13 protein-coding genes are annotated in these 12,740 nt (G+C 51.2%); all 13 read left to right on the top strand.

All coding sequences use genetic code 11. The features are described 5' to 3' along the window. Positions 1 to 45 precede the first annotated feature (45 nt). The 13 genes from mioC to glmU all read left to right on the top strand — a co-directional run bounded on the left by mioC (position 46) and on the right by glmU (position 12,739). Positions 46 to 495 carry an FMN-binding protein MioC gene (gene mioC / locus JQ822_RS16800; protein WP_213134409.1) on the top strand — a complete coding sequence of 150 codons (450 nt, stop codon included), beginning with the start codon at positions 46 to 48 and terminating at the stop codon, positions 493 to 495. A gap of 372 nt (positions 496 to 867) precedes the next feature. After that, on the top strand, positions 868 to 2,757 hold the full coding sequence (mnmG, locus tag JQ822_RS16795; RefSeq protein WP_213134408.1) for a tRNA uridine-5-carboxymethylaminomethyl(34) synthesis enzyme MnmG: 1,890 nt from the start codon (positions 868 to 870) through the stop codon (positions 2,755 to 2,757). 108 nt (positions 2,758 to 2,865) lie between these two features. Further along, positions 2,866 to 3,489: a 16S rRNA (guanine(527)-N(7))-methyltransferase RsmG gene (gene rsmG, locus JQ822_RS16790; protein ID WP_213134407.1), complete on the top strand. Its 624-nt coding sequence runs from the start codon at positions 2,866 to 2,868 to the stop codon at positions 3,487 to 3,489. A gap of 615 nt (positions 3,490 to 4,104) precedes the next feature. Beyond that, positions 4,105 to 4,485 carry a F0F1 ATP synthase subunit I gene (gene atpI / locus JQ822_RS16785; protein ID WP_213134406.1) on the top strand — a complete coding sequence of 127 codons (381 nt, stop codon included), beginning with the start codon at positions 4,105 to 4,107 and terminating at the stop codon, positions 4,483 to 4,485. Positions 4,486 to 4,492: 7 nt separating this feature from the next. Beyond that, on the top strand, positions 4,493 to 5,308 hold the full coding sequence (atpB, locus tag JQ822_RS16780) for a F0F1 ATP synthase subunit A (RefSeq protein ID WP_135323776.1): 816 nt from the start codon (positions 4,493 to 4,495) through the stop codon (positions 5,306 to 5,308). A 46-nt stretch (positions 5,309 to 5,354) separates the two neighbouring features. Next, entirely contained in the window at positions 5,355 to 5,594 is a 240-nt protein-coding gene (gene atpE / locus JQ822_RS16775; protein ID WP_000429386.1) for a F0F1 ATP synthase subunit C, read from the top strand. A 59-nt stretch (positions 5,595 to 5,653) separates the two neighbouring features. Continuing rightward, on the top strand, positions 5,654 to 6,124 hold the full coding sequence (gene atpF, locus JQ822_RS16770; RefSeq protein ID WP_003827022.1) for a F0F1 ATP synthase subunit B: 471 nt from the start codon (positions 5,654 to 5,656) through the stop codon (positions 6,122 to 6,124). A 14-nt stretch (positions 6,125 to 6,138) separates the two neighbouring features. After that, positions 6,139 to 6,672: a F0F1 ATP synthase subunit delta gene (atpH, locus tag JQ822_RS16765; protein WP_096758979.1), complete on the top strand. Its 534-nt coding sequence runs from the start codon at positions 6,139 to 6,141 to the stop codon at positions 6,670 to 6,672. Between the two features lie 12 nt (positions 6,673 to 6,684). Further along, positions 6,685 to 8,226, top strand: coding sequence for a F0F1 ATP synthase subunit alpha (gene atpA / locus JQ822_RS16760; RefSeq protein WP_003827026.1), 1,542 nt, complete (start codon positions 6,685 to 6,687; stop codon positions 8,224 to 8,226). A gap of 50 nt (positions 8,227 to 8,276) precedes the next feature. Next, entirely contained in the window at positions 8,277 to 9,140 is an 864-nt protein-coding gene (gene atpG, locus JQ822_RS16755; RefSeq protein ID WP_213134405.1) for a F0F1 ATP synthase subunit gamma, read from the top strand. Between the two features lie 26 nt (positions 9,141 to 9,166). Continuing rightward, complete coding sequence (gene atpD, locus JQ822_RS16750) at positions 9,167 to 10,549, top strand: F0F1 ATP synthase subunit beta (RefSeq protein ID WP_096758981.1); 1,383 nt, start codon at positions 9,167 to 9,169, stop codon at positions 10,547 to 10,549. A gap of 20 nt (positions 10,550 to 10,569) precedes the next feature. Next, on the top strand, positions 10,570 to 10,989 hold the full coding sequence (locus JQ822_RS16745; RefSeq protein ID WP_005121460.1) for a F0F1 ATP synthase subunit epsilon: 420 nt from the start codon (positions 10,570 to 10,572) through the stop codon (positions 10,987 to 10,989). A gap of 379 nt (positions 10,990 to 11,368) precedes the next feature. Further along, positions 11,369 to 12,739, top strand: a complete 1,371-nt coding sequence (glmU, locus tag JQ822_RS16740; protein ID WP_213134404.1) for a bifunctional UDP-N-acetylglucosamine diphosphorylase/glucosamine-1-phosphate N-acetyltransferase GlmU — start codon at positions 11,369 to 11,371, stop codon at positions 12,737 to 12,739. Position 12,740 lies beyond the last annotated feature (1 nt).

The raw sequence follows: 12,740 nt of genomic DNA, 5'->3' as shown, positions 1-12,740 counted from the left end.
TCGTTCACAGCGTACAATAGCCCCTCTTTATCAGGATGGGCTTTTATGGCGGACATTACTCTTATCAGCGGCAGCACCCTTGGCGGTGCCGAATACGTTGCAGAACATCTGGCTGAAAAGCTGGAGGATGCGGGTTTTTCAACCGAAACCTTGCACGGCCCGCAAGTAGAGGAGCTCTCACCCTCTGGCATTTGGCTGGTGATCAGCTCAACGCACGGAGCGGGAGACATTCCGGACAACCTGCTTCCCTTCTATAAAGAACTTCAGTCTCAGAAAACCGATCTTTCCCAGGTTCGTTTCGGTGCAATAGGTATCGGCAGCCGCGAATACGACACCTTCTGTGGCGCGATCGATAAATTACAGGCTGAACTGACCTCTTCAGGTGCAAAACAGATCGGCGAAACGCTCAGGATCAACGTCCTCGAACACGATATTCCGGAAGATCCCGCAGAGGTTTGGCTCGGATCCTGGATTAATTTACTCAAAAATGTGTAAAGATCGTGCGATCGAGTGTGGATAACTCTGGTAGTAAGCTTGGATCAACCGGTAGTTATCCAAAGAACAACCGTTGTTCAGTTTTTGAGTTGTGTATAACCCTTCATTTTGATCCCAGCTTATACGGACCAGGATCACCGATCATTCACAGCTAATGATCCTCCACAACGTGTTGATCTTATTCAGAGGATCGCCCTTATCCACAGAAAGTCGCGATCCTAATAAGAGATCACAATAAAACAGATCTCTAAATAAAAAGATCTTCTTTTTAATACCCAGGATCCTAGGTCTTTCTCGATCGACTAAAGTTGAGTAGAATCCACGGCCCGGGCTTCAATCCATTTTCACACCGCGTTATGCGAGGCAATTACCATGTTTTATCAGGATCCTTTTGACGTCATCATCATTGGCGGGGGTCATGCAGGCACCGAGGCCGCGATGGCTGCGGCGCGAATGGGTCAACAGACCCTGCTGTTGACACACAATATCGACACTCTGGGGCAGATGAGCTGCAACCCGGCTATCGGCGGTATTGGGAAAGGACATCTGGTAAAAGAAGTGGACGCACTCGGTGGGTTGATGGCCAAAGCGATCGACCATGCAGGCATTCAGTTTAGGATACTAAACGCGAGCAAAGGACCGGCAGTTCGCGCCACCCGTGCTCAGGCCGATCGTGTCCTGTATCGCCAGGCCGTACGCACCGCGCTGGAGAATCAGCCAAACCTGATGATCTTCCAGCAGGCAGTTGAAGATCTGATTGTGGAGAACGATCGTGTTGTCGGCGCCGTGACCCAGATGGGCCTGAAGTTCCGTGCCAAAGCCGTGGTCTTAACCGTGGGAACTTTCCTCGACGGTAAAATACATATCGGTCTGGACAACTACAGCGGTGGCCGTGCGGGCGATCCGCCGTCTATTCCACTGTCACGCCGTTTGCGTGAACTGCCACTGCGCGTCAGCCGCCTGAAAACAGGTACTCCGCCGCGCATTGATGCGCGCACTATCGATTTCAGCGTGCTCGGTCAGCAAAACAGTGATAACCCAATGCCGGTCTTCTCGTTTCTTGGCAATGTCTCTCAACATCCGCGCCAGATGCCGTGTTATATCACGCACACTAACGAGAAAACCCATGACGTTATCCGTAATAACCTCGATCGGAGCCCGATGTATGCAGGCGTGATCGAAGGGATCGGCCCACGCTACTGTCCGTCGATCGAAGACAAAGTGATGCGGTTTGCCGACAGGAACCAACATCAGATCTTCCTCGAGCCGGAAGGACTGACTTCCAACGAAATTTATCCGAATGGCATCTCCACCAGCCTGCCGTTTGATGTGCAGATGCAAATTGTTCGCTCAATGCAGGGGATGGAAAACGCCCGAATCGTCCGCCCTGGCTACGCAATTGAGTATGATTTCTTCGATCCGCGCGACCTGAAACCCACCCTGGAAAGCAAATTCATTCAGGGCCTGTTCTTTGCCGGGCAAATCAACGGTACAACAGGCTACGAAGAAGCCGCTGCACAAGGTCTGCTGGCGGGTCTTAACGCTGCTCGCCTGTCAGCCGACAAAGAAGGCTGGGCGCCAGCGCGTTCTCAGGCTTACCTTGGCGTGCTGGTGGACGATCTCTGCACGCTGGGCACTAAAGAACCGTACCGCATGTTTACCTCACGCGCGGAATACCGTTTGATGCTGCGTGAAGACAATGCCGATCTTCGTCTGACCGAAAAGGGACGTGAGCTGGGCCTGGTGGACGATGAACGTTGGGCGCGCTTCAATGAAAAACTCGAGCGCATTGAACAAGAACGTCAGCGCCTGAAATCGACCTGGGTGAACCCGTTAGCCGAGACAGCTGCCGAAGTGAACGCTTACCTGGCGACACCGCTGTCACGTGAAGCCAGCGGTGAAGATCTGCTGCGTCGTCCGGACGTAACCTACGCGCAGCTGACGTCTCTGGCTGCGTTTGCGCCTGGTCTTGACGATGCTCAGGCCGCTGAACAGGTTGAGATTCAGGTTAAGTACGAGGGTTATATTGCCCGACAGCAGGAAGAAATTGAAAGACAGCTGCGTAATGAAAACACCCTGTTGCCTGCGACCCTGGATTATCGTCAGGTCTCCGGCCTGTCGAATGAAGTTATTGCTAAACTGAACGATCACAAACCTGTGTCAATCGGTCAGGCATCGCGCATTTCTGGCGTGACACCTGCTGCCATCTCCATTTTGCTGGTATGGCTGAAAAAACAAGGTATGCTGCGCCGCAGTGCTTAATACGTTGGAAATTGCCCGGTGGCGCTGCGCTTACCGGGTCTACAAATATCTTCTGTAGGTCGGATCGGGCGAAACCGTTATCCGGCGGAATTAAAACAGGTAACGACCGTGCTCAACAAACTCTCTCGTCTGCTGGCTGACGCCGGTATTTCTCTTACCGATCACCAGAAAAATCAGCTGATAGCGTATGTCGATATGCTGCACAAATGGAACAAAGCGTACAACCTGACGTCGGTACGGGATCCCAACGACATGCTGGTACGCCATATTCTGGACAGTATTGTCGTCGCACCTCACCTGCAGGGGGAGCGTTTTATTGACGTCGGTACCGGCCCTGGTCTGCCGGGTATTCCGCTCTCCATTGTGCGCCCTGAAGCTCATTTCACTCTGTTAGACAGTCTGGGAAAACGCGTACGCTTTTTGCGTCAGGTTCAACACGAACTCAAGCTGGAAAACATCACCCCTGTACAAAGCCGGGTTGAGGACTTTCCTTCGGATCCGCCTTTTGATGGCGTGATCAGCCGTGCATTTGCCTCGCTGAACGATATGGTGACCTGGTGCCATCATTTGCCCGGCCTGAACGGACGCTTTTATGCGTTAAAAGGGGTGTTACCTGCGGATGAAATTGCCTCTTTGCCCGCTGAATTTAGCGTCGAATCTGTTGAAAAATTGCGTGTCCCACAACTGGATGGTGAACGTCATCTGGTGGTGATTAAGCCAAACAAAATTTAATATTTGTCAAAAAAAATAGAAAAAAAACGGTGCTTCAGGTGTTAAAAAACAGGGGGCATCGTGTGGTCAAATGTTGTTACATTACACGGGTGACTTACTGTTTTGCATCATAACTATAACGTACCGTTTTTTGTTAAAAGTGAAACAAGTCAACTGTGAAAATATCAGGCTGCTAAAAATAGAACCGAAGAACCACTGAGTTATGTTAATTTTTTATTATAAATGTCAATGAGTGGTTTTTTTGTTGTTGGTTGATATTTTTAAAAGAGTAACGAAATTTAGGCTTAAATATCAAAAAGATGAAAAGGCATCATTTGACACGTAATTAAATTATGCGAAGGTATAAATGTTTAATATGTGATCTGATGCACGCTTTGTAGCCAGTGTTTACGTGGTGTTTGCAGTTTTGCATGATCGTTCACAGTTTGCCAAAAAGTAATAAATGTGGCCCAGAGAAAAATATTTAAACATTTATTCACTTTTTAGCTACTTATTGTTTGAAATCACGAAGGCGCACCGTATAATTTGTCCGCTTTTTGATGCTTGACTCTAAGCCATAAAGAACGTTTTATACGACACGCGGCATACCTCGAAGGGAGCAGGAGTAATAACGTGATGTCTATGTCGCTCTTGAGTCGAAACGTTGCTCGTAAGCTTTTGCTCACACAGCTTCTGGTGGTAATGGCAAGTGGATTGCTGTTTAGCCTCAAAGACCCTTTCTGGGGCATCTCCGCATTATGCGGTGGATTGGCAGTGTTACTGCCTAATATGTTGTTTATGATATTTGCCTGGCGTCACCAGGCGCATACACCAGCAAAAGGCCGAGTGGCCTGGTCGTTCGCCTTCGGCGAAGCCTTCAAGGTGTTAGCGACGCTGGTTTTGCTGGTGGTGGCGTTGGCGGTTTTGAAGGCGGTGTTTATGCCGCTGATCGTTACGTGGGTTTTGGTGCTGGTGGTTCAGATACTGGCACCGGCTGTAATTAACAACAAAGGGTAAAGGCATCATGGCTTCAGAAAATATGACGCCGCAGGATTACATAGGACACCATCTGAATAACCTTCAGTTGGACCTACGTACATTCTCGCTGGTGGATCCGCAGAACCCCCCAGCCACCTTCTGGACGCTCAATATTGACTCCATGTTTTTCTCGGTGGTTCTGGGTCTGTTGTTCCTGCTTATGTTCCGTAGCGTGGCCAAAAAGGCGACCAGCGGCGTACCAGGTAAATTTCAGACCGCGATTGAGCTGGTAATCGGCTTTGTGCATGGTAGCGTGAAAGACATGTACCATGGCAAAAGCAAGCTGATTGCCCCTCTGGCCCTGACGATTTTCGTCTGGGTATTCCTGATGAACATGATGGACTTACTGCCTATCGACCTGCTGCCATACATCGGCGAGCATATCTTTGGCCTGCCGGCTCTGCGTGTGGTTCCGTCTGCTGACGTGAACATCACCCTGTCGATGGCGCTGGGCGTATTTATCCTCATTCTGTTCTACAGCATCAAAATGAAAGGCATCGGTGGCTTCACGAAAGAGTTGACGCTGCAGCCGTTCAATCACTGGGCGTTCATTCCTGTCAACTTAATCCTTGAAGGGGTAAGCCTGCTGTCCAAACCTGTTTCTCTTGGTTTGCGACTGTTCGGTAACATGTATGCCGGTGAGCTGATTTTCATTCTGATTGCTGGTCTGTTGCCGTGGTGGTCACAGTGGATCCTGAATGTGCCATGGGCCATTTTCCACATACTGATTATCACGCTGCAAGCCTTCATATTCATGGTTCTGACGATTGTCTATCTGTCGATGGCGTCTGAAGAGCATTAATTTACCAACACTACTACGTTTTAACTGAAACAAACTGGAGACTGTCATGGAAAACCTGAATATGGATCTGCTGTACATGGCTGCCGCTGTGATGATGGGTCTGGCGGCAATCGGTGCTGCGATCGGTATCGGCATCCTCGGGGGTAAATTCCTGGAAGGCGCAGCGCGTCAACCTGATCTGATTCCTCTGCTGCGTACTCAGTTCTTTATCGTTATGGGTCTGGTGGATGCTATCCCGATGATCGCTGTAGGTCTGGGTCTGTACGTGATGTTCGCTGTCGCGTAGTAAGCGTTGCTTGAATTAAGAGCAATATCAGAACGTTAACTAGATAGAGGCATTGTGCTGTGAATCTTAACGCAACAATCCTCGGCCAGGCCATCGCGTTTGTCCTGTTCGTTCTGTTCTGCATGAAGTACGTATGGCCGCCGTTAATGGCAGCCATCGAAAAACGTCAGAAAGAAATTGCTGACGGTCTTGCTTCTGCGGAACGAGCACATAAGGATCTTGACCTTGCAAAGGCCAGCGCGACCGACCAGCTGAAAAAAGCGAAGGCGGAAGCTCAGGTAATCATCGAGCAGGCGAATAAACGTCGCGCTCAGATCCTGGACGAAGCCAAAACTGAAGCAGAGCAGGAACGTACTAAAATCGTGGCACAGGCGCAGGCGGAAATTGACGCCGAGCGTAAACGTGCTCGCGAAGAACTGCGTAAGCAAGTCGCTATCCTGGCTGTTGCTGGCGCCGAGAAGATCATCGAACGTTCCGTGGATGAAGCTGCTAACAGCGACATCGTGGACAAACTTGTCGCTGAACTGTAAGGAGGGAGGGGCTGATGTCTGAATTTATTACGGTAGCTCGCCCCTACGCCAAAGCAGCTTTTGACTTTGCCGTTGAGCACCAAAGCGTTGACCGTTGGCAGGATATGCTGACGTTTGCCGCTGAGGTGACGAAAAACGAACAAATGGCAGAGCTTCTCTCTGGCGCGCTGGCGCCGGAAACGCTCGCTGAGTCGTTTATCGCAGTCTGCGGTGAGCAGCTGGACGAAAGCGGCCAAAACCTGATTAAGGTGATGGCTGAAAATAATCGTCTGAATGCGCTCCCGGATGTTCTTGAGCAGTTTATTCACCTGCGTGCAGCCAGTGAGGCTATCTCTGAGGTAGAAGTCACTTCTGCCAATGCGCTGAGTGATGAACAGCTTGCGAAGATTAGCGCAGCGATGGAAAAACGTCTGTCACGCAAAGTTAAGCTGAATTGCAAAATCGATAAGTCTGTAATGGCAGGCGTAATCATCCGTGCGGGTGATATGGTCATTGATGGCAGCGTACGCGGCCGTCTTGAGCGCCTTGCAGACGTCTTGCAGTCTTAAGGGGACTGGAGCATGCAACTGAATTCCACCGAAATCAGCGAACTGATCAAGCAGCGCATTGCTCAGTTCAGTGTTGTGAGCGAAGCTCATAACGAAGGTACTATTGTTTCTGTAAGTGACGGTGTTATCCGCATCCACGGCCTTGCCGATTGTATGCAGGGTGAGATGATTTCCCTGCCGGGTAACCGTTACGCTATCGCACTGAACCTGGAGCGCGACTCCGTAGGTGCAGTTGTGATGGGTCCATACGCTGACCTCGCCGAAGGCATGAAGGTTAAGTGTACGGGTCGTATCCTTGAAGTTCCGGTAGGCCGTGGCCTGCTGGGTCGTGTGGTGAACACTCTGGGTTCCCCAATCGACGGTAAAGGTCCGGTTGATAACGATGGCTTCTCGCCAATCGAAGTTATCGCACCGGGCGTAATCGAACGTCAGTCCGTCGATCAGCCGGTGCAGACCGGTTATAAATCCGTTGATGCCATGATCCCAATCGGACGTGGTCAGCGTGAGCTGATCATCGGTGACCGTCAGACCGGTAAAACCGCGATGGCAATCGATGCGATCATCAACCAGCGTGACTCCGGCATCAAATGCGTGTACGTGGCTATCGGCCAGAAAGCGTCCACCATTTCTAACGTGGTTCGTAAACTGGAAGAACACGGCGCACTGTCCAACACTATCGTTGTTGTGGCTACCGCGTCTGAATCCGCTGCACTGCAATACCTGGCGCCGTATGCCGGTTGCGCAATGGGCGAATACTTCCGCGACCGCGGTGAAGATGCGCTGATCGTTTACGATGACCTGTCCAAACAGGCTGTTGCTTACCGTCAGGTTTCCCTGCTGCTCCGTCGTCCGCCAGGACGTGAAGCATTCCCGGGCGACGTATTTTACCTCCACTCCCGTCTGCTGGAGCGCGCATCCCGCGTTAACGCGGAATACGTTGAGAAATTCACCAATGGTGAAGTTAAAGGTAAAACCGGCTCCCTGACCGCTCTGCCGATTATCGAAACTCAGGCGGGTGACGTTTCTGCGTTCGTTCCGACCAACGTAATCTCCATTACCGATGGTCAGATCTTCCTGGAAACCAACCTGTTCAACTCCGGTATTCGTCCGGCAGTTAACCCGGGTATCTCCGTATCTCGTGTAGGTGGCGCAGCGCAGACCAAGATCATCAAGAAACTGTCCGGTGGTATTCGTACCGCACTGGCACAGTATCGTGAACTGGCCGCGTTTTCTCAGTTCGCTTCCGACCTGGATGAAGCTACGCGTAAGCAGCTGAGCCATGGTCAGAAAGTAACTGAACTGCTGAAGCAGAAACAGTATGCCCCAATGTCTGTTGCACAACAGGGTGTAGTGCTGTTTGCGGCTGAACGCGGTTACCTCGAAGATGTGGAACTGGCGAAGATCGGTAGTTTCGAAGCTGCTCTGCTGGCTTACGTCGACCGTGACCACGCTCCGCTGATGCAAGAGATTAACCAGTCCGGTGGCTATAACGATGAAATCGAAGGTAAGCTGAAAGCTATCCTCGATTCCTTCAAAGCAACCCAGTCCTGGTAACGTCTGGCGGTCTGTCTTAGGACGGACCGCAAGGCATTGAGGAGAAGCTCATGGCCGGCGCAAAAGAGATACGTAGTAAGATCGCAAGCGTCCAGAACACGCAGAAGATCACTAAAGCGATGGAGATGGTCGCCGCTTCCAAAATGCGTAAATCGCAGGATCGCATGGCGGCCAGCCGTCCTTATGCAGAGACCATGCGCAAAGTGATTGGTCACCTTGCGAATGGTAATCTGGAATATAAGCACCCTTACCTGGAAGAACGCGACGTTAAACGCGTGGGCTACCTGGTGGTGTCGACCGACCGTGGTCTGTGCGGCGGCTTGAACATTAACCTGTTCAAAAAGCTGTTGGCGGATATGAAAGCATGGTCCGATAAAGGCGTTCAGTGCGACATCGCAATGATCGGCTCTAAGGGCGTGTCTTTCTTTAACTCCGTTGGCGGTAACGTGGTTGCTCAGGTAACCGGTATGGGGGATAACCCTTCCCTGTCCGAACTGATCGGTCCGGTTAAAGTGATGCTGCAGGCCTACGATGAAGGCCGTCTGGACAGACTGTACGTTGTCAGCAACAAATTTATTAACACCATGTCACAGGTTCCGACGCTCACTCAGATGTTGCCATTACCGGCATCAGAAGATGACGAGTTGAAACAAAAAGCCTGGGATTACCTGTATGAACCCGACCCGAAACCGCTGCTGGATACCCTGCTGCGTCGTTACGTTGAATCTCAGGTTTATCAGGGCGTGGTAGAAAACCTGGCCAGCGAGCAGGCCGCACGTATGGTGGCGATGAAAGCCGCGACCGACAATGGCGGCAGCCTGATTAAAGAGCTGCAGTTGGTATACAACAAAGCTCGTCAGGCCAGCATTACTCAGGAACTCACCGAGATTGTCGGTGGTGCATCCGCGGTATAACCAGGTTAATTCGTAGAGGATTCAAGATGGCTACTGGAAAAATTGTCCAGGTAATCGGCGCCGTAGTTGACGTCGAATTCCCTCAGGATGCCGTACCGCGTGTGTACGAAGCCCTTGAGGTTCAGAATGGTAATGAAGTTCTGGTGCTGGAAGTTCAGCAGCAGCTCGGTGGCGGTATCGTGCGTACCATCGCCATGGGTTCTTCCGACGGTCTGCGTCGTGGTCTGGAAGTTAAAGACCTCGAGCACCCGATCGAAGTCCCGGTAGGTAAAGCAACACTGGGTCGTATCATGAACGTATTGGGTCACCCAATCGACATGAAAGGCGACATCGGTGAAGAAGAGCGTTGGGCTATCCACCGCGCGGCACCGTCCTATGAAGAGCTGTCCAGCTCTCAGGAACTGCTGGAAACCGGCATCAAAGTTATCGACCTGATGTGTCCGTTTGCGAAGGGCGGTAAAGTGGGTCTGTTCGGTGGTGCGGGTGTAGGTAAAACCGTAAACATGATGGAGCTGATCCGTAACATCGCGATCGAGCACTCCGGTTACTCTGTGTTTGCGGGCGTGGGTGAGCGTACTCGTGAGGGTAACGACTTCTACCACGAAATGACCGACTCCAATGTTCTGGACAAAGTATCCCTGGTATATGGCCAGATGAACGAGCCGCCGGGAAACCGTCTGCGCGTTGCGTTGACCGGTCTGACCATGGCTGAGAAGTTCCGTGATGAAGGTCGTGACGTTCTGCTGTTCGTTGATAACATCTATCGTTACACCCTGGCCGGTACGGAAGTATCCGCGCTGCTGGGTCGTATGCCATCAGCGGTAGGCTACCAGCCGACCCTGGCGGAAGAGATGGGTGTTCTTCAGGAACGTATCACCTCTACCAAAACCGGTTCTATCACCTCCGTTCAGGCGGTATACGTACCTGCGGATGACTTGACTGACCCATCTCCAGCCACCACCTTTGCTCACTTAGATGCAACCGTGGTACTGAGCCGTCAGATCGCATCCTTGGGTATCTACCCGGCCGTTGACCCGCTGGACTCCACCAGCCGTCAGCTGGATCCGCTGGTTGTTGGTCAGGAACACTACGACACCGCGCGTGGCGTACAGTCCCTGCTGCAGCGTTATCAGGAACTGAAAGACATCATCGCCATCCTGGGTATGGATGAGCTGTCTGAAGAAGATAAACTGGTGGTAGCACGTGCGCGTAAAATTCAGCGCTTCCTGTCCCAGCCGTTCTTCGTTGCGGAAGTATTCACCGGTTCTCCGGGTAAATACGTTTCCCTGAAAGACACCATCCGTGGCTTTAAAGGCATCATGGAAGGCGAATACGACCACCTGCCAGAGCAGGCGTTCTACATGGTTGGTTCTATCGACGAAGCCGTGGAAAAAGCGAAAAAACTTTAACGCCTTAATCGGAGGGTGATATGGCAATGACTTACCACCTGGACGTCGTCAGCGCAGAGCAACAAATGTTCTCTGGTCTGGTCGAAAAAATCCAGGTAACGGGTAGTGAAGGTGAACTGGGGATTTTCCCGGGTCACGCACCGCTGCTCACCGCCATTAAGCCTGGTATGATCCGCATCGTTAAACAGTTCGGTCATGAAGAGTTTATCTATCTGTCCGGCGGCATTCTTGAAGTGCAGCCTGGCAACGTGACCGTACTGGCTGATACCGCGATTCGCGGGCAGGATCTCGATGAAGCGAGAGCCCTGGAAGCGAAACGTAAGGCTGAAGAGCACATTAAAAGCTCTCATGGTGACGTGGATTACGCTCAGGCATCTGCGGAACTGGCCAAAGCGATCGCCAAACTGCGCGTTATCGAGTTGACCAAAAAAGCGATGTAACACCGGCTTGAAAACACAAAAACCAGTCTGATTTCAGGCTGGTTTTTTTTATCTTCGTTCTTTACCCCTCAAGACCAAATTGGTCTTATCCGCTTTTCGACGTCTACTGAATCACATAAATATAATCGCGCTTTATTGCTTCAATTCTTTATTCATGCGGCAAAAAAATAGCAAAAACATTAACCTAAGGCTTTAATAAGAGCAGTCTTCTGTTTTTGTTGAGACAAAAGGCGCATATATAGACGAAAATAGTGGATTAAACGATAGGTAATTTCCCCTATTGAACGTTTTATCTTCGGTCCATTTCACGATGAAAAAAATGTAGTATTTTCAATGTGAAACGGTATAAATTCGTTCTTAAATTACAGTCAGGACGTGTATGTTGAATAGTGCTATGAGCGTCGTGATCCTTGCCGCAGGCAAAGGCACACGTATGTATTCCGAACTCCCTAAAGTGCTGCACACCCTCGCGGGAAAATCGATGGTCCAGCATGTCATTGATGCTGCTAATGAATTAGGCGCAACCCACGTACATCTGGTCTACGGACACGGTGGTGATTTGCTGAAGCAGACGCTGAAAGATGGCAACCTGAACTGGGTTCTGCAGGCAGAGCAGTTAGGTACGGGTCATGCTATGCAGCAGGCGGCGCCATTCTTTGGTGATGACGAAGACATTTTGATGCTTTATGGCGATGTTCCGCTCATCTCCACCGACACTTTACAGCGCCTGCGCGATGCGAAACCGCAGGGCGGTATCGGTTTGTTAACGGTGAACCTGGATGACCCAACCGGCTACGGGCGTATTACGCGTGAAAACGGCAACGTCACCGGCATCGTCGAGCACAAAGATGCTACCGACGAGCAGCGCCAGATCCAGGAAATCAACACCGGCATCCTGATTGCCAACGGCGCTGATATGAAGCGCTGGCTGGCAAAACTCACCAATAATAATGCGCAAGGTGAATACTACATCACCGATATTATTGCGATGGCATATCATGAAGGGCGTGAGATTGCTGCGGTGCATCCGGCACGTATTAGCGAAACGGAAGGGGTGAATAACCGCCTTCAGCTTTCCCGTCTGGAGCGTGTTTATCAGTCCGAGCAGGCAGAAAAACTGCTGCTGGCCGGCGTAATGTTGCGCGATCCTGCACGTTTTGATTTACGCGGTACGCTTATTCACGGGCGCGATGTTGAAATTGATACTAACGTTATCATTGAAGGTAACGTGACCCTAGGCGATCGCGTCAAGATTGGTGCTGGCTGCATCATCAAAAACAGCGTGATTGGTGATGACTGTGAGCTTAGCCCGTACAGCGTAGTGGAAGATGCACGCCTGGACGCGGCATGTACTATCGGTCCGTTTGCGCGTTTGCGCCCGGGTGCTGAGCTGCAGGAAGGCGCGCACGTGGGTAACTTCGTCGAAATGAAAAAAGCGCGCCTGGGTAAAGGCTCCAAAGCCGGTCATTTGACGTATCTCGGCGATGCAGAAATTGGCGATAACGTGAACATCGGTGCGGGAACGATTACCTGCAACTACGATGGTGCCAATAAGTTTAAAACCATTATTGGTGACGATGTGTTTGTCGGTTCCGATACTCAGCTGGTGGCACCTGTCACTGTGGGCAAAGGCGCGACTATTGCCGCCGGGACCACCGTAACGCGTAATGTCGCCGATAACGAACTGGTTTTAAGCCGTGTACCGCAGGTCCATAAACAGGGCTGGCAGCGTCCGGTGAAGAAGAAGTAAT

This window comes from Citrobacter sp. FP75 (assembly GCF_018342065.1).
Classification (GTDB): domain Bacteria; phylum Pseudomonadota; class Gammaproteobacteria; order Enterobacterales; family Enterobacteriaceae; genus Citrobacter.
The sequence above is the reverse complement of the archived record's forward strand: the minus strand, read 5'-3'. Positions and strand labels throughout refer to the sequence as shown.

What these genes read in the sequence shown, in the direction of transcription:
- atpI (WP_213134406.1), top strand. Translation starts at nt 4,105, where the DNA reads ATGTCTATGTCGCTCTTGAGTCGAAACGTTGCTCGTAAGCTTTTGCTC.
- atpD (WP_096758981.1), top strand. Translation starts at nt 9,167, where the DNA reads ATGGCTACTGGAAAAATTGTCCAGGTAATCGGCGCCGTAGTTGACGTC.
- glmU (WP_213134404.1), top strand. Translation starts at nt 11,369, where the DNA reads ATGTTGAATAGTGCTATGAGCGTCGTGATCCTTGCCGCAGGCAAAGGC.
- mnmG (WP_213134408.1), top strand. Translation starts at nt 868, where the DNA reads ATGTTTTATCAGGATCCTTTTGACGTCATCATCATTGGCGGGGGTCAT.
- JQ822_RS16745 (WP_005121460.1), top strand. Translation starts at nt 10,570, where the DNA reads ATGGCAATGACTTACCACCTGGACGTCGTCAGCGCAGAGCAACAAATG.
- atpA (WP_003827026.1), top strand. Translation starts at nt 6,685, where the DNA reads ATGCAACTGAATTCCACCGAAATCAGCGAACTGATCAAGCAGCGCATT.
- atpB (WP_135323776.1), top strand. Translation starts at nt 4,493, where the DNA reads ATGGCTTCAGAAAATATGACGCCGCAGGATTACATAGGACACCATCTG.
- atpE (WP_000429386.1), top strand. Translation starts at nt 5,355, where the DNA reads ATGGAAAACCTGAATATGGATCTGCTGTACATGGCTGCCGCTGTGATG.
- mioC (WP_213134409.1), top strand. Translation starts at nt 46, where the DNA reads ATGGCGGACATTACTCTTATCAGCGGCAGCACCCTTGGCGGTGCCGAA.
- atpH (WP_096758979.1), top strand. Translation starts at nt 6,139, where the DNA reads ATGTCTGAATTTATTACGGTAGCTCGCCCCTACGCCAAAGCAGCTTTT.
- atpG (WP_213134405.1), top strand. Translation starts at nt 8,277, where the DNA reads ATGGCCGGCGCAAAAGAGATACGTAGTAAGATCGCAAGCGTCCAGAAC.